General features: G+C 72.1%; 15 protein-coding genes and 1 rRNA gene. 11 read left to right on the top strand and 5 right to left on the bottom strand.

Annotated features, from left to right (window positions below; all coding sequences use genetic code 11):
• The first annotated feature begins 77 nt into the window (after nt 1-77).
• From BM314_RS27375 to BM314_RS27340, 8 genes are all read left to right on the top strand, one after another.
• Complete coding sequence (locus BM314_RS27375; protein WP_091981597.1) at nt 78-1,418, top strand: sensor histidine kinase; 1,341 nt, start codon at nt 78-80, stop codon at nt 1,416-1,418.
• An 8-nt stretch (nt 1,419-1,426) separates the two neighbouring features.
• Complete coding sequence (locus BM314_RS27370) at nt 1,427-2,086, top strand: response regulator transcription factor (protein ID WP_020094410.1); 660 nt, start codon at nt 1,427-1,429, stop codon at nt 2,084-2,086.
• A gap of 411 nt (nt 2,087-2,497) precedes the next feature.
• Entirely contained in the window at nt 2,498-2,740 is a 243-nt protein-coding gene (locus tag BM314_RS27365; protein ID WP_091981594.1) for a hypothetical protein, read from the top strand.
• A 55-nt stretch (nt 2,741-2,795) separates the two neighbouring features.
• The gene (locus tag BM314_RS27360; RefSeq protein WP_056531092.1) at nt 2,796-3,686 is read left to right on the top strand and encodes an SMP-30/gluconolactonase/LRE family protein; all 891 of its coding nucleotides are present in this window, start codon (nt 2,796-2,798) and stop codon (nt 3,684-3,686) included.
• A 77-nt stretch (nt 3,687-3,763) separates the two neighbouring features.
• Complete coding sequence (locus tag BM314_RS27355; RefSeq protein ID WP_091981592.1) at nt 3,764-5,593, top strand: glycoside hydrolase family 15 protein; 1,830 nt, start codon at nt 3,764-3,766, stop codon at nt 5,591-5,593.
• A 59-nt stretch (nt 5,594-5,652) separates the two neighbouring features.
• Complete coding sequence (locus BM314_RS27350) at nt 5,653-6,165, top strand: hypothetical protein (RefSeq protein ID WP_091981589.1); 513 nt, start codon at nt 5,653-5,655, stop codon at nt 6,163-6,165.
• Between the two features lie 330 nt (nt 6,166-6,495).
• Nucleotides 6,496-6,705: a hypothetical protein gene (locus BM314_RS27345; protein ID WP_026605124.1), complete on the top strand. Its 210-nt coding sequence runs from the start codon at nt 6,496-6,498 to the stop codon at nt 6,703-6,705.
• Between the two features lie 469 nt (nt 6,706-7,174).
• The gene (locus tag BM314_RS27340; RefSeq protein WP_056531099.1) at nt 7,175-7,525 is read left to right on the top strand and encodes a hypothetical protein; all 351 of its coding nucleotides are present in this window, start codon (nt 7,175-7,177) and stop codon (nt 7,523-7,525) included.
• 95 nt (nt 7,526-7,620) lie between these two features.
• Here BM314_RS27340 and BM314_RS27335 read toward each other — a convergent pair whose 3' ends face one another.
• Both BM314_RS27335 and BM314_RS27330 read right to left on the bottom strand, forming a co-directional pair.
• Nucleotides 7,621-7,914, bottom strand: a complete 294-nt coding sequence (locus BM314_RS27335; RefSeq protein WP_091981587.1) for a hypothetical protein — start codon at nt 7,912-7,914, stop codon at nt 7,621-7,623.
• A gap of 129 nt (nt 7,915-8,043) precedes the next feature.
• The gene (locus tag BM314_RS27330) at nt 8,044-8,628 is read right to left on the bottom strand and encodes a hypothetical protein (protein ID WP_091981584.1); all 585 of its coding nucleotides are present in this window, start codon (nt 8,626-8,628) and stop codon (nt 8,044-8,046) included.
• A 515-nt stretch (nt 8,629-9,143) separates the two neighbouring features.
• Between BM314_RS27330 and BM314_RS27325 the strand changes: the two genes are divergently transcribed.
• Nucleotides 9,144-10,340: an FAD-dependent monooxygenase gene (locus tag BM314_RS27325; protein ID WP_091981582.1), complete on the top strand. Its 1,197-nt coding sequence runs from the start codon at nt 9,144-9,146 to the stop codon at nt 10,338-10,340.
• 193 nt (nt 10,341-10,533) lie between these two features.
• Here the strand turns inward: BM314_RS27325 and BM314_RS27320 are convergent, their stop codons facing one another.
• Nucleotides 10,534-11,289 carry a DUF72 domain-containing protein gene (locus BM314_RS27320; RefSeq protein WP_091981579.1) on the bottom strand — a complete coding sequence of 252 codons (756 nt, stop codon included), beginning with the start codon at nt 11,287-11,289 and terminating at the stop codon, nt 10,534-10,536.
• 66 nt (nt 11,290-11,355) lie between these two features.
• Between BM314_RS27320 and BM314_RS27315 the strand changes: the two genes are divergently transcribed.
• Nucleotides 11,356-11,718: a DUF4186 domain-containing protein gene (locus BM314_RS27315; protein ID WP_042669993.1), complete on the top strand. Its 363-nt coding sequence runs from the start codon at nt 11,356-11,358 to the stop codon at nt 11,716-11,718.
• 95 nt (nt 11,719-11,813) lie between these two features.
• Here BM314_RS27315 and BM314_RS27310 read toward each other — a convergent pair whose 3' ends face one another.
• On the bottom strand, nt 11,814-14,198 hold the full coding sequence (locus BM314_RS27310; RefSeq protein WP_091981577.1) for a type IA DNA topoisomerase: 2,385 nt from the start codon (nt 14,196-14,198) through the stop codon (nt 11,814-11,816).
• Between the two features lie 382 nt (nt 14,199-14,580).
• Entirely contained in the window at nt 14,581-16,347 is a 1,767-nt protein-coding gene (locus BM314_RS27305; RefSeq protein WP_091981576.1) for a monovalent cation:proton antiporter-2 (CPA2) family protein, read from the bottom strand.
• Nucleotides 16,348-17,019: 672 nt separating this feature from the next.
• Here BM314_RS27305 and BM314_RS27300 point away from each other — a divergent pair.
• A 16S ribosomal RNA gene (locus BM314_RS27300) occupies nt 17,020-17,269 on the top strand; the annotation flags it as partial.

Raw genomic sequence — 17,269 nt, 5'->3', positions numbered from 1 at the left:
GCTCGGCGCGGCTTGCGCGCCGGGACGTTCCCGGTGCCAAATCGCCGCGTCGCTTCGAGCCCGGCCGTTTCGCCCCCATGAGCCTGCCCGCGCATCTCGGCCTACGCCTCCTCGTGGTCGCCCTCCTGTGCCTGACCGGAGCGGTCGCCTGGACCGGCTTCGCGGCCCAGGCGAGCCTGCAGCGGGAGGCCGCGACCTCGGCGGAGCGGATCGCCGCGCAGCTCGCGCGTCAGCCGGGTCTCGGCAGCGCCGGTCCGGTCGCGATGCCCGCCGCGCCGCCGCAACCCGCACCGGCCCTCCTCACCATCCTCCCGGGGATCTGCGCCGACATCCAGCTCGGCGTCGAGTTGCCCCGGCGCGTCTGCGGCGACTGGGATGGCCTCGACGCCGCCCCCGCGTGGTTCCGGGAGGCGGTTACGGGGGACGCCGCGGCCGCGCCGACGATCCGCGCGATCGTCTTCCGCGAGCGCACGATCGGCAGCGTCACCGCCTGGCCCGATCCGATCGCCGCGGCGGCCCGCGTCTGGCAGCGGGTGCGTCTCGCGGGCGGGCTCGCGCTCGCTCTGACGGCGGCGACACTGCTCCTCAACTGGCTCGCGGTCACGCGCCTCGTCGCGCCCGCCGGGCAGATCGTGCGCGGGCTGGCGAGGCTCGACGCGGCCCGGACCCGGTCGCCGCTGCCGCGCTTCGCCGCCGCCGAGTTCGACCGGATCGCACGCGCCTGCGATGACCTCGCCGACCGGCTCGCCCGCGCGGAGGCCGCGCGCGCGGAGCTGATGCAGCGGCTCGTCACGGTGCAGGAAGAGGAGCGGCAGGCGATCGCGCGGGACCTGCACGACGCCTTCGGCCAGTGCCTCGCCGCCGCGGGCGCCCGGGCGGCCGCGATCGAACTCGCCGCGCCCGACGACCGCGAGGATCTGCGCGCGGACGCGCGCGGCATCGAGGCCGTCCTCGCCACCATGCGGGAGAGCCTGCGCGGGGCGCTGGCGCGCCTCGAACTGCCCGACCTCGCCGAGACCGGGCTGGAGGACGCGCTGCGGGGCCTCGTGGCGGATTGGCGGGCGCAGCTCAGGTCCGGCCCGGCCCTCCATCTCGACGTGGCCGGCGACCTCGCCGACATGCCCGTGACCGTGTCGGCGAGCCTCTACCGCATCGCGCAGGAGCTCCTGACCAACGCCCTCCGCCACGGGCGTCCGAGCCGGATCTTCCTGCGGGTCGTCCGGACGGAGACCGGAACGCGGACGGTGACGCTCACGCTGGACGACGACGGCAAGGGCGATGTCTCGCGCACGGCCTCCGGCACGGGCCGCGGCCTCGTCGGCATCCGCGCGCGGCTCGCCGCCCTCGGCGGCAGCTTCACGCTGACCGGCACCGGCAGCGGGATCCGCGCCTGCGCGACCGTCCCGACCGCGGTCTGAGGCGTCTCATGCCCACGTCCATCCTGCTCGTCGACGACCATCCGGTGGTGCGCGAGGGCTATCGCCGCCTGATCGAGCGACAGCCGGGACTCGTCGTGACGGCGGAGGCGGCGAGCGCGGCGGAGGCCTACCGCCAGTACAAGGCGCACGGGCCGGATCTCGTGATCCTCGACCTGTCGCTCCCGGGGCCGAGCGGCATCGAGGCCATCCGGCACATCCGCCAGTGGGACGGGGCGGCCCGCATCCTGGTCTTCAGCATGCGCACCGGAGCCGTCGTCGCGCGCCGAGCCTTCGCCGCGGGGGCGTGCGGCTACGTCACCAAGGCGAGCCCGCCGCGCGCGTTGCTGGCGGCGGTGGCGGCCGTGCTGCGCGGCGAGCGGGCGATGAGCGCCGACATCGCCCACGCCATCGCCCAGGACGAGGTGGCGGGCGGGCGCTCGGCCGTCGACGCGCTGAGCCCGCGGGAAGTCGAGATCCTGAGCCTGACCGCGGGGGGGATGACGGCGCAGGCCGTGGCCGAGGCCCTCTGCTTGAGCCTGAAGACGGTGCACAACAACCTGTCCGGGATCCGCGCCAAGCTCGGTGCCCGAACGGATGCACACCTCGTCTGGATCGCCGTGGGCGCCGGGCTCGTGTGCCCGCCCGAAGAGCTGGCCGGCAGGGCGTGACGGGGACCGCGCGCATCTGTCTGAGTGACGGATGATTCTTCCCGACATCCATCGCTGAACTGCGCGCCGCGTTTAATCCGCGCCGATGCGTGCGTGAGGGCACTCCGCGATTGCATGTCACCATCTACTTTGCCATCGCGGCACGAAATGATGCGTGAAGTCACGGTTGGTGATTTTGCCGAGACTGCGGATTAAACGACGATTACATGGAGAGGGCGTCGCTGCTCTTGGTCGGCGAGGTGCGCAGGTCGCGGGCCGGCGGGGAGCACCCGCGCACCGATGGCAGCGTGGTCGATCGTGGATCTCCCGTCGGTCGTCGGCTCTCGCCCCGCGGACGAGGCGCGCATCACCGCGCAGGCAGATCGGATCGGAGATTGAATCGGGAGGCTCGCCATGACTGTCGGACAAGCGATGACCCGTGGAGCGATCATCGGCATGATCGCGCCGTTCATCTGCATCCATGCGGCGCTGGCAGCCGCGTTCACGGGGACGGGCGGCGGCCCTGAGACCACGATCAACGCGCCGTACCGCTCGTCGGTGGGGCAGACGGTGCCGCCCGGCGCGGGGGCCGCGCCGCTGCACGATCCGCGCGAGCGGACGCGACGGCAGAAGGACCTCGACGCGGTCCTCGGCAGCGTCTGCGACAAGTGCTGACGCCGTCGCGACAGGTCCGCCTCGAACATCGACCGACACGAACGGGAACGAGCATTTGCGTCCTCCGCACGACATCCGAATTCTCAGCCAGGTGCGCTGCCACCTCGGTGAAGGACCGAGCTACGATCCGCGCACCGGGACGGCGTGGTGGGTCGATATCTTGGAAGCGCGCCTGTTCGAGAAGCCGATCGCGAGCGCCCAGAAGGCGCTCGTCCACGTCCTGCCCGTCCAGGTCAGCGACATCGCGGCGATCGACGGCGCCCACCAGCTGCTCTCGGCGGAGGACGGTCTCTACGTCCGGTCGATCCGGGACGGAGACATCCGGATGCTCTGCCCCCTCGAGGAGGATCTGCACGACAACCGGTCCAACGACGGCCGCGTCCATCCGAGCGGCGCGCTGTGGATCGGCACGATGGACCGCGACGCCACCAAGGGGCGCGGCTCGATCTATCACGTGGCCGGCACGAAGGTGCACCGCCTCTTCGGCGGCCTGACGATCCCCAACGGCATCAGCTTCTCGCCGGACGGCGCCACCGGCTACTTCGTCGATACCGACGTCGGCGTGCTTCACCGCGTCCCGCTCGATCCGAGGACCGGGCTGCCGCGGGGACCGGTCGAGATCCATTTCGACCACCGCGGCGGCGAGGGCGCGATCGACGGCGCCGCCGTGGATGCCGAGGGCCTGATCTGGACGGCGCGCTTCGGCGCCGGCTGCCTCGACGCCTACAGCCCCGCGGGCGAGCGGGTCCGCACCGTGTCGGTGCCGATGCGGCAGCCGACCTGTCCGACCTTCGCGGGACGCGATCTCGACCGCCTGCTGGTCACGTCCGCCTACGAGGGCATGGACGTGGCGGACCGCGCCGAGGATCCGGAGCATGGCCGGACGATCCTGATCGACGTGGGCGCGCGGGGGCTGCTGGAGCCGGCCTTCCGGCTCTGCGCCTGACCAGGCCGGACCGTGATTCTCGCCCGCCCTCGCCCGACATCAGCCGGCGCGTCGAAGCGCAACACCCAGGAGACTCCATGACCGACGCGGGCGAGCGCCCCTATCAGCCGATCGAAGCCTACGCCCTCCTGAGCAACTGCGAGGGGTGCGCGCTCGTCGCCCGCGACGGATCGATCGACTGGGCCTGCCTGGAGCGCTTCGACGCCGACCCGGCCTTCTCCCGGCTGCTCGACCGCCGGCGCGGCGGCCATTTCTCCATCCGCCCCGAGGGGCGGTACGAGACGGCGCGGCAGTACCTGAGCCGCAGCAACATCTTGGAGACCACCTTCAACACCCCGGACGGCTTCGTGACCCTGCACGACTTCATGGTCGGGCCGGAGGGCGGCCCGCACCGGCCGCTCCTGGTCCGGCTCGTCAGCGGCGTGTCGGGCCGTGTCCCGATGGTGGTCGCCTACCGGCCGCTGGCGGGCTTCGCCGAGTCCTTCGCGCCGCCGGAGATCGCGGGCGGCCGGGTGACGGCACCGGGATGCCCGGGCCTCGTCGCGGATGTCCAACTCGTGCGGGACGGCGCCGGGGCCGCCGCGCGGTTCGTCCTCGAGGGCGGGCAGGCGCGGAGCTTCAGCATCTACGGCGATGCCCTGCCGGACGCCCCGCCGGACGCGCGCGCCCTGATGGAGCGGACGCGCAAGGCTTGGGTGCTGTGGACGCAGGACGCCGCCTACACGGGACCGCTCGCCGATGAGCTGATCCGGTCGGCGCTCGTGCTCAAGGCGCTGACATACGCGCCCACCGGCGCGATGGTCGCGGCGGCCACGACCTCCCTCCCCGAGGAGATCGGAGGGATCCGCAACTGGGATTACCGTTTCTGCTGGATCCGCGACGCATGCCTGTCCTTCTACGTCCTGAAGAAGTTCGGCATGCTGCGCGAGGCCGAGGCCTTCTTCGGGTTCGTGTCCGACCTCTGCGCGCGGGCGGAGGGGCGGCTGCGGCCGCTCTACAGCGTCTCGGGCGAGGCCGACCTCGCCGAGACCACGATCGCGCATTTCGAGGGCTGGCGGGGCAGCGCGCCGGTGCGGGCCGGCAACGAGGCCGCCGCGCAGCATCAGGCCGACGCGTACGGGCAGGTGCTCGACCTGCTCTACCTCTACACACGCCTGGGCGGCACGCTCCCGGAGGCGATGCTCGGGCACGGCGCCCGGCTGGCCGACATCTCCGCCGCGCACTGGCACCGGCCCGACGCGGGTCTCTGGGAGCCGCGCAAGCCCGAGCAGCGCTACCTCCACGCGGCGATCATGAACTGGGTCGCCCTGGACCGGGCGATCCGCCTGTTCGGCCCGCGCGAGACGTGGTGCCGGGAGCGCGACCGCATCGTCGCCTGCGTGAACGGCCCGGGGATCCACCGGGACGGCTACTACCCGCAATATCTCGGCGGTGACGACGTCGACGCCGCCCTGCTGATGGCGCCCCTGGTCGGCTTCCCGGTCGACGAGGCCGCCTTCGCCCGGACCGTGGAAGTCATCATCGAGCGCCTCGGGCACGGCCACCTCGTCTACCGCTACCGGAACGACGACGGCCTGCCCGGCCACGAGGGCACCTTCCTGCTCTGCGCCTTCTGGCTGGTCGACGCGCTGCTCTGGCTTGGCCGGGACGCGGAGGCGCGGCTGCGCTTCAACGCCCTGCGCGCCCTCCAGAACGACGTCGGCCTCTACGCCGAGGAGGTCGCGCCGGACGGCGCCTTCCTGGGGAACTTTCCCCAGGCCTTCAGCCATCTCGGCTTCATCCACAGCGCCCTGATGCTCGACCTGTTCGCCCACGGCGGTCGCGCGGCAGTGCAGGGCACCTACGCCGACCGGTCCCTGCGCGAGACGGCGCTGCGCCGGACACCGACCCTGGGCGGCCCCGACTGATCGCCGCCCGCCATCCGCCCGTCCGCTGTTGCCACCCCTCATTCAGCACAGGAGTGCCCATGTCCCGATCGAGCCGTCACGAAGCCCGTCTCTTGAGCGTGGACGAGGCCGATCTCGTCGCGCGCTCGCATCACCCCAGGCTCGGTGAGGCCGATGACGGCGGCTTGGCGGAGCTGGTCGCGCGTCTTCGGGCAAGCCGCGACCGTGCGCGGGATATCTCCCGCCGGCAGCGCCGCGAGCTGCGCGGCAAGGCCGCCCCGTCCGGGGCGCGCGCCGCGACCGACAATACCGGGACCCGCCGGAAGGCCGCGGTGCTGGCAGCCGCGGTGAAGCGCGCCAGCAAGGAGAGCGAGCGCAGGCGGAACGCCCGGGCGCGCGGTCGCCTGATCACGAGCTCCCGCAGGGCGCTGGCGATGAAGCAGGCCGCCGGCGATCACGGTCTCGCGCGACCGACCTCGCGCACCGCGCACGATGGCATGCAGGCCGTTCCGAACGACGGCCTCGCGCCGTCGGGCGCCCTCGACAGCGCGGGACACGAGATCGCGCGGCGGCGTGGCGGCGGTCCGCGGTAGCGCCAGGCCCGGACGGCCGCCGCGGGCGCTCCGGGCTCGCCCCCTTCCCAACCCGGCGTCCGCCTCCGCGGCATCTCACCGGTAGCGGACCGGCCGGATCCGCGGCGCGCCTCTCTTCCGGCCGCGGCCGGTCACGGGCGCGTGGCCCCGGCCTCGCGGTGCGCGCCGGCGCGGATCCCGCGAGATCCCTGTCGCGGCTCTCACGCGAACCTCGCGGACGCGCCCGTCATGGAGCGACAGGAGACGTCGGTCCTGGCAGGGTGGGATCCGATCGTGGCCCCGGGCCGTAGCGGAGCGCGCCCGGACCAGGCGCGCATGAGGATATTGTCGATGCGGGGCGCCGCGCTGATTTTCGGGACACTTCTCGTCATCGCGACCTTCGTGTGGTTCATGTACTTCGTCCCCCTGGGATGTGCGATGAACACGACGGGGTGCCGGGAGACCTTCTCGGTCTGGAGCGGCGGCGGCCTGGTCCATTTCTGGGCGCCGCTCCTTGTCGCGGGCGCGGCGATCCTTTTCGGATTGTCCGGCTCCAGGTAGATCGCCGGTATTCGCGCATTGCGAGGCAGGGCCGCCGACGCTCCGGTCGTCGACGGATCTGGTCAGCGGCGACGAGAGGGTCGTCGATGAACGTCTAGACGGCCGTGCAGCCGTTCCGGTGATCCCGCCCCTCGGTCAGGGGTCAGCTTGCCGGCGGGACCGGGCCGTGCGAGGTGTCGCCCGCGACGATGCCTGACGTGAGTTGATCCGCCGATCGCATGAGCCTCGCCGTCGACCCGACCCGCGCCCGGACCCCGATGACCGCCGATCTGCACCGCGGCTATCGCGGCCGGGAGGGCGACCGACGGTCCGCGCGGGATGCCGGTCGATACCAGTCTCGGCGTCGGACAATCCCCGCGACCCGGCGAAAACGCGACTGGGCCGCCCATCGCAACATCGTGCCGGCGCCTGCCGGAGGAACCGCGTCCCGCGAGGCGGGACCGTTCGCCAAGACAGGGGATGTCCGGGAATGATCATCTGGTCCGGCTGGGGAATGCTGACGGCGCTGATCGCGGCGGCGGGCCTAATCGGCAGCGTGCTGCTCGATCCGGCGCTCGCCCGCCTTGGCGTCCCGACGCCCACGGGCGTCATCCTGGTGTGGGTGGTGGCGGCCGGCTTCAACTGGTGGCTCGGCACCCGGCTGAACGGCCGGCCGGGCCGCGAACTGCTCGACCCGCGCACGGGGCAGACGGTGATCCTGCGCCCGCGCCACACCCTGTTCTGGATCCCGATGCAGTACTACTCCGTGCTCATGGTTCTGCTCGGTCTGCTCGCCGTGATCGGCGCGATGCACGCCGGCTCGCCGGGCCGGCCTGTCTGATGGGCGAGCGCCGCGCCGCGGGTGCGCGGCCGCGACCTCTCCGAGGCCTCTCCGGCGCTCGACGCCGCGGCGCAGGGATGAAGCCCGTGGCGGTCCTAGGGGCAGTCCGGAGCGTCCGGAATCGCGTCGAAGGTCTGCGGTCCCGGCTGTGCTCGGGGGCGGACGACGACGCGGACCGTGACCCGACAGTCACCCGCCCGGACGCGGTAGCGCTCCCCGTCGACGCGCTCGACTGCATCGATCGGACGCGATCCCAGCACCCGCGCGGCCGCCTCCGCGACGGCCTGGACTTCACGCACGCGTTGCCAGGACGGCGGCAGGGCGGCCTGGGAAGTCGTCGGAAGCAGCGCGAGCCCCGTCGCGCTTAGCCAGCGCCGCGCGGCCATCATGCCCGGGCCTCCCGGGTCCTGGCGGGAGCCGACACCGGCGCCGGGACAACGGCCCGGATCGGCCGGACCGCGAAGAGCCGAAGGCGTCGGCGCGTGGGCGTCTCTCCGTTCATGCGGCGGGGACGAACCTCAGCGGACCGCGAAGACGGAGGCCGGCGCCCCGTAGCGCCGGTCCCAGCCTTCCCACGCGACGTCGGTCGGTCCCACGGCGAAGTCGACGACCCGCCAGCCGTTTCCGTCCTGGCGCAGCAGCGCGGCGTAGTCGTTCGAGTCCAGATCGTCCGCGGCGCGAGGGAGGGGGCGGCCGTCGGGCCGCTGCATCCGCGCGAAGAGGAAGGCCCAGGGGCCGACCCGGTTCAGGGCGTGCACGACGAACTGCACCGGCTGTCCCCGCCCGGCCTCCGCAGGGCCCCGGGCGACATCGAGCAGGACGCGCCGCGCCGCGCCCTGCGGGGTCTCCGTCCCGGCCTGTGCAGGCTGTCGCGTGCCGTCGCCGCAGGGCTGCCAGGTTCTCTGGGCGCCGGTGTCGGCCGGGCGCCCGTAGCACCAGCCCGCGGCGGCGAGCCGGCGATCGAGGCCGTCGCGCCGTTCGCAGGCCGCCTGCGTGCGCGGATCGTCGCCGGAGCCGCCGCGGCAGAGGCCGTTGGCCGTGGTCCAGTCCCGGAGAAGCGCCGCCACCGGCTCGGCGCGCGTCGCCGTCGGCGCCGCGATCATCAGGGCGCAGAGCGCGCCGACGCGCCGTGTTCGCCGGGTCCGGTCTCTCCGGCTCGCGCAGGGCGCGCGGCCATCACCGGGGAGGCCGCCATCGGCCCGCGCGACGGCGTGGCGCGCCGGAGCAGCGGATCCGCGCGTCTCCGCACCGGCGTCACCCGACCGCGCGCCAGTGCCCACACCACCGATGGACTTTCCGTGTCCCCCTGTCATGCCCTGAAATCCCTGCCTGCGCCGGTCTCACGTCAGCCTTGAGCAGACCAGACCGAGTTCCGCGCGCGTCCCGCGCGGGACGATCGGCACGATCGTCGCGCTCATGTTGGGCACACGGCGAGACCTGTCGAGGGGATCGGCGCCGCCGCGGGTCGGAGCGGGTGCGCCTCCGCGGCGCTGCACGGCCGGGTGGCGATCCCACCGCCGGCACCGCCGAGACGGGAGCGTCCCGCCGCGGAGAGCCGCGCTCGTCGCCGGCAACCCGCTGCGCCGGGCGCTGTTGGGTCCCCGGGAGTGGTTTCCGTATGGCGCGTCGCATCCTGATCACCGGCGCCAGCATCGCCGGCAATACGGTGGCCTGGTGGCTCGGCCGCAGCGGCTTCGACGTGACCGTCGTCGAGCGCGCGCCCGCCTTCCGGGACGGTGGGCAGAACGTCGATGTGCGCGGCGTCGGTCGCACGGTGCTGCGCCGGATGGGTCTGGAACGGGCCGCCCTCGCCAGCGGCACCGGCGAGGAGGGCACGGCCTGGATCGACGGCCGGGGACGGGTCGCCGCGCGGTTCGACGTCGCCGGGGCCGAGGGTGATGGCCCGACCGCCGAGATGGAGATCCTGCGCGGCGACTTGGCGCGCCTTCTCTACGAGCCGGCCCGGGAGCGGGCCCGCTACCGCTTCGGCGACCGTGTGGCCCGCCTCGCGAAGGACGGAGACGCGGTCGCCGTCACCTTCGCGGGCGGCGAGACGGAACGCTACGACGCGGTGATCGTGGCGGAGGGCGTCGGCTCATCGACCCGCGAGCTCGTCTTTCCCGGAGAGAACGCGCCGCGCTGGATGGATCTGACCATCGCCTACTTCACGATTCCCAGAATCCCCGACGACGACCGGATGTGGCGCTGGTTCAACGCCACGGGCGGCCGCAGCATCTCGCTGCGGCCGGACCGGCACGGCACGACGCGCGCGATGCTGACGCTCCGTCAGCCGCCCGGCGGCGAGCAGGACTGGGATATCGCTCGCCAGAAGGCGTTCCTGCGGGCGCGGTTCGCCGGCGCCGGGTGGCAGGCCGGGCGCGTCGTGGCGGGCCTGGACGCGACGGACGATTTCTACCTCGACGTCCTGCGCCAGGTGAGGATGAAGCGCTGGTCGTCCGGACGCGTCGTGCTCACAGGCGACGCGGCCTGGTGCGCGACGCCCCTCGCGGGCATCGGCACGACGCTGGCCGTCACCGGCGCCTGCGTGCTGGCCGGTGAGCTGGCGCGCACCGACACGGTCGCGGCGGCCTTCGCGGCTTACGAACGGGTCATGCGCCCCTATGTCGAGAAGGCGCAGGGTGTCCCGAAGCTCGCGCCAAAGCTCATGAACCCGCGCACGCGGATCGGCATCCGTCTCCTTCACGCGGCCCTAAACGTCGCGAGCAGGCCCGCCGTTCGCCGCGTCACCGCGAAGCTGTTCGATGGGCGCTCCGAGGAGCCCGATGTCTCCGCTTACGTCGGTCGATCGGCCTGAACCGGCTCCTCGGCACACACGCTCCGGGCGGTTCCACATCGCGCGTTCGGATCGCCACGGCTCGGTTCACTGCGGGGTCTGACCTTGGCTCAGGAACGACGGCGTCCGTTGTCGGGGCCGCCTCTCCCGACAAGACCGGCTGTGCCGGCGGGGGAAAGTCCTCCCTAGAATTGTGAGATCAATGTCTGTTGTTTCATGAATCGGATCCCTGTCGGGTCTCGACGCGCGCGAGCATTTCGAGGGCATCACCGATCGCGGCGAACTCCGCGGTGTTGTCGAAGATGCACCACGCGCGTCGGCCGAGGGCCTTGTGCGCTCCGAGGCGCTCGGCCATCCGGGACAGGACGCGCGGTTCGTACGCCGAGTAGTACATGCGCGGCGAGCCGTGGAGCCGATAGTAGACGAGGTCCGGCCAGCCACCGGGCATGCCGGCGTTCCGGACCGGCGCGGGGTCGGCCGCGACACGGGCGATCGCGAGGCCGACGAGCAGGCGGTCGACATCTTCTGTGAACCACGTGGCGTGGCGCGGCTCGCAGACGATGTCGCCCGGGAAGCGCCGCCGGAATCCCGATAGGAAGGTCGCCGCGGACGGGCTGTCGAAGGCCAGACTCGGTGGGAGCTGGAGCAGCAGCGGCCCGAGTTTTGTCCCGAGGCCCGTGACCTCCCCGAGGAAGCGCGCGAGGGGCTCATCCACGCCGATGAGGCGCCGCTCGTGCGTGACCGATCGCGGCACCTTCACGGCGAAGCGGAACCCGTCCGGCACCGCCGCAGCCCATCTCGCGTAGGTCGTCGCCCGATGGGGCCGATAGAAGGCGGTGTTGATCTCGACCGCGGAAAAGCGCTGTCCGTACCGCTCCAGATGGCTGCCCGCCTCTGGGAACTGCGGCGCGTAGGCCTTGGGCAGGCTCCAGCCCGCGGTTCCGACGGCGATGGCGTCTGATGGATGCATGGAATACCGCTCGGGGCCGAAGCCATGCCGGCCCGACCGGCGATCGGTAGACCGGGATCTGCGCGCATGCGAGCGCTCGACGAGGTGTTCGACCGTCTCCCGCAATCCGCGTTCCGGCGACGCTTCCGGCTGGCGATCGCCGATCGGGTCTACCTGCGAGAGAAGGGGCTCCCGACGGTCTTGGACCACGCGCGGGACTTCGTGCGGCGACGCCTCGCGTCCGCCGAGCCGAGGAACGACGGCAAGCAGACGCCCTTTCGCGGTCATCCCGTCTTCACGGCGCAGCACGCGACGGCAACCTGCTGCCGCGGTTGCCTGGCCAAGTGGCACGCGATCCCCGCCGGCCGGGCATTGACCGCCGTCGAGCAGGCCCACGTGGTCGCCGCGATCGCGCGCTGGCTGCGCTCCGAGGACCCCGAGGCCGCCTGAGGCGCGCGCCAGGCCGGGCGGCCGGCGCCACCGAAACGGGGCAAAGTCGGCGTCGCGGACGAACGCCGCGATCCGGTCACTCCCGCCGGGGCGCTTCAGGCCCGGCGGCGTGCCGCTGCCGGTCGCGGCGTCCGGGCCACACGGCCCCGCCGCTTCTCCCGCTCCGCGGGCCGCTTGGCCTTCGCCCCTCCGGCGTTCGCCTCGTCCCTCCCCTGCCCTTGCCGCGCGGCGTGCGCGTCGAGGAAGCGCCGGCACGCGTCGAAGTCCGTCTCCGCGTCCGGCGGGCACGGGATGCCGCGCTGCTGGGCAAGGCTGCGCGCGTAGCCGACCATCGCCGCGCTCGGGCTCCGCCGGCCGTCTGCGGGGCCGGCGTCGTCCTCCCGACCGGCACGCGGCCCGGCATGGGTGTCGAGGAACGCGCGGCAGACGCTGATGCTGCTCCTGCAGCCACGCGGCAGCGTCACGCCCTTCCGCTCGGCGAGGCTCACGGCGAACGCCACCATGGCCGGCGTCGGCGGCCGCTGGTCGCCCTGACCGGCCGGGATCAGGCTCGGATCGAGGCTGACCGTCGGCGCCTGCGCGATCGCGGCGATCAGGTCGTCGAGGCGGGCGCGGGTGCGCTGGCGGAAGGCGGTCGCGCGCGCGACCGCCTCGGCGCGCGTGGCCGCCCGTCCGATCTCGGCGAGCTCCGCCTCGAACATGGCGCGCCCGACCGGATCTCCGTAGGCCGGGAACACGCTGCGCACCGCGCGGACGAAGGTCAGGCCGACCTCGGTGACCTCGATGGCCGGATCCTTGCCGGTAGACAGCGCGATGTAGCGGCTCTTCAGGAGCTTGGGCAGGATCGTGTCGCGCGTCGCGGCCGTGCCCAGACCCTTCGGCTCGTTCGGGTTGGCGGGGTTTTCCAGGGCGCGCTTGGCGGCCGGATCGTCCACTTGATCGATCAGCCGGCCCATCACCACCGGCAATTCGCCTCGGGTGATCCGCCGCGGCGGCTCTGTCTTCGCGGTGGCGATCTCCGCCGTCGCGGCGGAGGCGCCCTCGCCGTCGGTCACGAGCGGCAGGCGGGTGGCGGTGGCGTCCGCCTCGCGCTTGGTCTTGCCGGGCACGGCATCCGTTTCGAGCTCGGCCTCGCTGCCGTAGAGCGCGCGCCAGCCCGGCGCGCGCACGACGCTGCCGGAGACGGCGAACCGCCTCACACCCAGCGGTGTCGCGACATCCGCCGTGACGCTCGTGCGCGCGTCGACCCCGTCGGGCAGGTGCGCGGCGAGATAGGCCTTCGCCACGAGTTCCCACAAGCGGAACTGATCGGTGCTGAGACGGCCGCGCTCGGGCGCCTTGCGCAGGGGCACGATGGCGTGGTGCTCGCCCGGATCCGCGACGTAGTGGCCCTTCAGGCCGCGACGGATCAGCGGCGCAGTGTCACGCGGAACGACTGTGCTCAGGTCGGTCAGGACGGTCGTGACGGCCGCGATGATCGCGGCGGCATCGCCGGCCTGGCCCTCGGGCAGGTGCTCCGACTCCGTGCGCGGGTAGCTGAGGTACCCCTGATCGTAGAGGTCCTGAGCGATGCCGGCCGTGTGCTGCGGGTCCCAGCCGAACCGCTTGGCGCAGCGTCGCGCCAGGGTGTCCTTCGAGAACAGCCGGGGCGGCGCGCGCCGGACATCCCTGTGCGCGACCGCCAGAGGGCCCGACCACGTCGCCGCGGCGGACCGGATCGTCTCAGCGATAGCCGCATCGAGGATCCGCTCCTTCGGGGCGTGCCAGAGGGTGATCTCCGCGCCTGCATGGGTCCTAAGGTGCAGCGCGACCTTGAAGAAGTCCTGCGGCACGAAGGACCGGATCCGCTCCTCCAGGTCCGCCAGTATGGCGAGGGTCGGCGTCTGGACGCCGCCGAAGCGCCAGGGCTCCCGGAAGGCGGGCGGGCGCAGGCGCAGCGAGATCGCCCGCGTGCCGTTCAGGCCGAGATGATAGTCCTCGTACTGCCGGCAGAGCGCCTCGAGATAGGCGGCGTAGTCGCGCTCGCCCGAGGCGGGATCCTTGGCCAGGGCCGCGAAGGCGCGTCGGATCGAGACCTCGTCGAGCGCGCCGAGCTTGAGCCGGTCGACCCGGCCGTTCCAGCCGAGATGCTCGAGCACTTCCCACGCGATCATCGAGCCCTCGCGACCCGGATCCGTGGCGATGATCACGCGGTCCACGCCGCTCAGCGCCTGCCGGATCGCGGCGATCTTCGGTGCGTGCGACTGCCCGGACCGGTTCGTGCCGTAGCCGACCGGGATCGTGGGAAGGACGATCGGGAGGAGGTCGAAGCGCCAGGGCTTCCACTCGGGCCGGATGCTGCCCGGCTCCTCGGCCGACAGCAGGTGTCCCTCGGCGGCCACGCAGACCGTGCTCGGCGAGCGGAAGAAGCGCTGCAACTGGCGCATCGCCGAGGGCTTCTCGAAGAAGAACAGCGTGCGACCGGAGCTCGGAGATGACATGTCGCTGACCGCTCCGGCTGTCGCCGCGCCTGACCCAGGGTTCACATTTTGTTCCAGACGGGCTCGGGACGCAACTGGCGCGTTGAGAGGGGAAGCCGTGGGGAAGCCGGCGGCGTGTCGCCCTCCCCAGGCACACCGGCCGGCGCCGCGATGCTGGAGCGGCGCTCGTACCTGTGCTCCGGGCTCGCCCGCGGCGGCGACCCGGAATGCCTCCGTGGCCGGATGCCCGCCTGTGGCTGGCGCGTCGCCGTCGACCCGCGCACCGTCCTCCGAAGGCTCCGGGCACGCGCTCGCGCGCTAAGGGTTGCCCGCCCGGGGTGTCTGCCGAGACCAGCAAGCCTTCAGCGGGCACGGCACCGAGGCCCGGTCACCGGTCACCGGCCTAGCCGGCCGCGTGCGCCGAGCCGGGCTTGTTGCCGTGAATGAGGTCCCGACCCGCGTAGATGCCGCCCAGGACCTGCAGATCGAGACGCTCCGCATCGCGGCGCCGGACCTCCGCCAGGATCGCGCTGGCCGCTTCCGGCTCGGCTCCAGTCGTCAGGAGCGCCTGCTCGCCGAGGAGCAGAGCCGACTCGACCGTCTCGCGGATCTGGTAGGCCACGCCCGCCTGGATCAGCTCGACCGCGTGTTCGCGATCCCGGGCGCGCGCCAGCACGGGCACCAGGGGGAACTCCGCCTTGGCGATCTCCGCGACGCGTCTGGCCATCGCGGTGTCGTCGACGCAGATCAGGATCGCCCGCGCCGTCGCGGCGCCGGCCGCGTGCAGAATGTCGAGGCGGGTGCCGTCACCGTAAAAGACCTTGAAGCCGAACCCCTCGGCGAGACGGATGTTGCTCGGGTTCGTGTCGATGATCGAGACCGAGCAGCCCTGCGCGATGAGCGGTTGACTGGCGATCTGGCCGAAGCGGCCGAACCCGACGATCAGGGCGCTGCCCACGAGGTCCTCGGGCGCCTCGACGCCGTCGATGGACGGGACGGCCTTGGGACCGAGACGATCGAAGGCGACGACCATCAGCGGCGTGATCGCCATCGACAGGATGATGGTGGCTGTCAGGACGGCGTTGGTCGTGCCGTCGATGATGCCCGCGCTCGCGGCGGCCGCGTACAGCACGAAGGCGAACTCGCCGCCCTGCGCCATCAGGGCCGCGCGTTCCAGCGACTCGGCGTGCGAGGCGCGCAGCACCCGGGCCACGCCGTAGATGAGCAGGCCCTTCACGGTCATGTAGGCGGCGACGCCCACCAGGATCAGGCCGGCATTCGCGGCGATCACCGTCAGGTCGAGGGACATCCCGACCCCGAGGAAGAACAGGCCGAGCAGGATGCCGCGGAACGGCTCGACATCGGCCTCCAGTTGGTGACGGAAGCTCGACTCCGAGAGCAGGACGCCGGCCAGGAAGGCGCCCATCGCCATCGAGAGGCCGCCGAGCTGCATCGCGAGGGCCGAGCCGAGCACGACGAGGAGGGCCGCGGCCGTCATGACCTCGCGCGCCTTGGCGGCGGCGAGGAGGCGGAACAGCGGGTTGAGCAGCCAGCGCCCCGCGGCGACGAGCGCGCAGACCGAGAGCAGGGCGATGGCGACCGTGACCGCGCGCTCCGTCGCGCTCGCGGCGCTCCCGCCCGGCGCCAGAAGCGCGACGGCGGCGAGGAGCGGCACGATGGCGAGATCCTCCAGCAGCAGGATCGCCACGATGCGCTGACCCTTCGGCGTCGAGAGCGCGCCGCGCTCCTCCAAGAGCTGCATGACGATCGCGGTGGAAGTCAGCACGAAGCCGGTCCCGGCCACGAAGGCGACGGTGATCGAGAAGCCGAGGGCGAGTCCGACCAGGGTGAGAGCGGCGATGCAGGCGCCCACCTGGGCGAGGCCGAGCCCGAAGATCGCGCGGCGCATGCCCCAGAGCCGGGACGGCTCCATCTCCAGCCCGATGATGAAGAGGAACATCACGACGCCGAGCTCCGCCACGTGGAGGATGGCGTGGGCGTCCGTGAACAGGCCGAGCCCGAAGGGCCCGATTGCCAGTCCTGCCAGGAGATAGCCGAGGACCGATCCGAGGCCGAGCCGCTTGAACAGCGGGACGGCGATGACGCCGGCCGCCAGGAGGGAGACGACCTGAACGAGTTCGCTCGCGGCACCGGATGCTTCGACAGCCATGGCGGGGTCCTTCCGTGGGTACACTGGCGCCCCGCGGCCCGTGCAGGGCCCCGACGTCGCGCCGATGGATCCATCTTGAGCGAAGCACGCGCAATCAGAAATGGAAACTATCGAAACGGATCGTTTCCATGAGCGCTCATCGTGCGGCCTGCTCTGACGCGCGATCCGGAGCGAGGCCCCTCGTCCGGATCACGGAGGGGTGTGCTGAGAGGCTGGCGCGGCGACGGGTCTCTGCGCGCGGGGGCTCTGCCGGATCCGGGAGCGGTGTCCGCACAGGCGGACGACCGCGCCCGTCAGCGTCCGGCGGTCGAAGAAGACGGGCGATTGACAGCCGATTTCTGGCGCCCTATACGGCGCCTCCCGACGCGGTGCCCGGCCAGGGCGGGCCGCTCGGACGGACTTCCACTGAAGACTGCAAGCAACGGTCGGCGAGCGCCGAGTAGTTTTTTGTTGATCTTCAAATGGCACTTGTGTAAGCAGGCGCCGTTCTTTGACAAGTGAATACGGGAAAGAGAAGCGTGGACGGCGCTTGTCCTTGCGGGTCCGGCGAGAGCCGGATCAACGAGAGAAGCGAGCTGTCTAACGCTTCGGAAGCTCACACATCCGGGCAGTGATGCCGGGATGATTGTGAGCCTCTGTCAAGTAGTTGTGATCAGCTTAGATCAATCTCTTCAACGTGAGAGTTTGATCCTGGCTCAGAGCGAACGCTGGCGGCAGGCTTAACACATGCAAGTCGAGCGGGCATCTTCGGGTGTCAGCGGCGGACGGGTGAGTAACGCGTGGGAACGTGCCTTCTGGTTCGGAATAACCCTGGGAAACTAGGGCTAATACCGGATACGCCCTTTTGGGGAAAGGTTTACTGCCGGAAGATCGGCCCGCGTCTGATTAGCTAGTTGGTGGGGTAACGGCCTACCAAGGCGAC

Origin of the sequence: Methylobacterium sp. 13MFTsu3.1M2 (genome assembly GCF_900112625.1) — a bacterium.
GTDB lineage: Bacteria > Pseudomonadota > Alphaproteobacteria > Rhizobiales > Beijerinckiaceae > Methylobacterium.
This window is presented reverse-complemented; position numbering and strand designations above follow the sequence as displayed.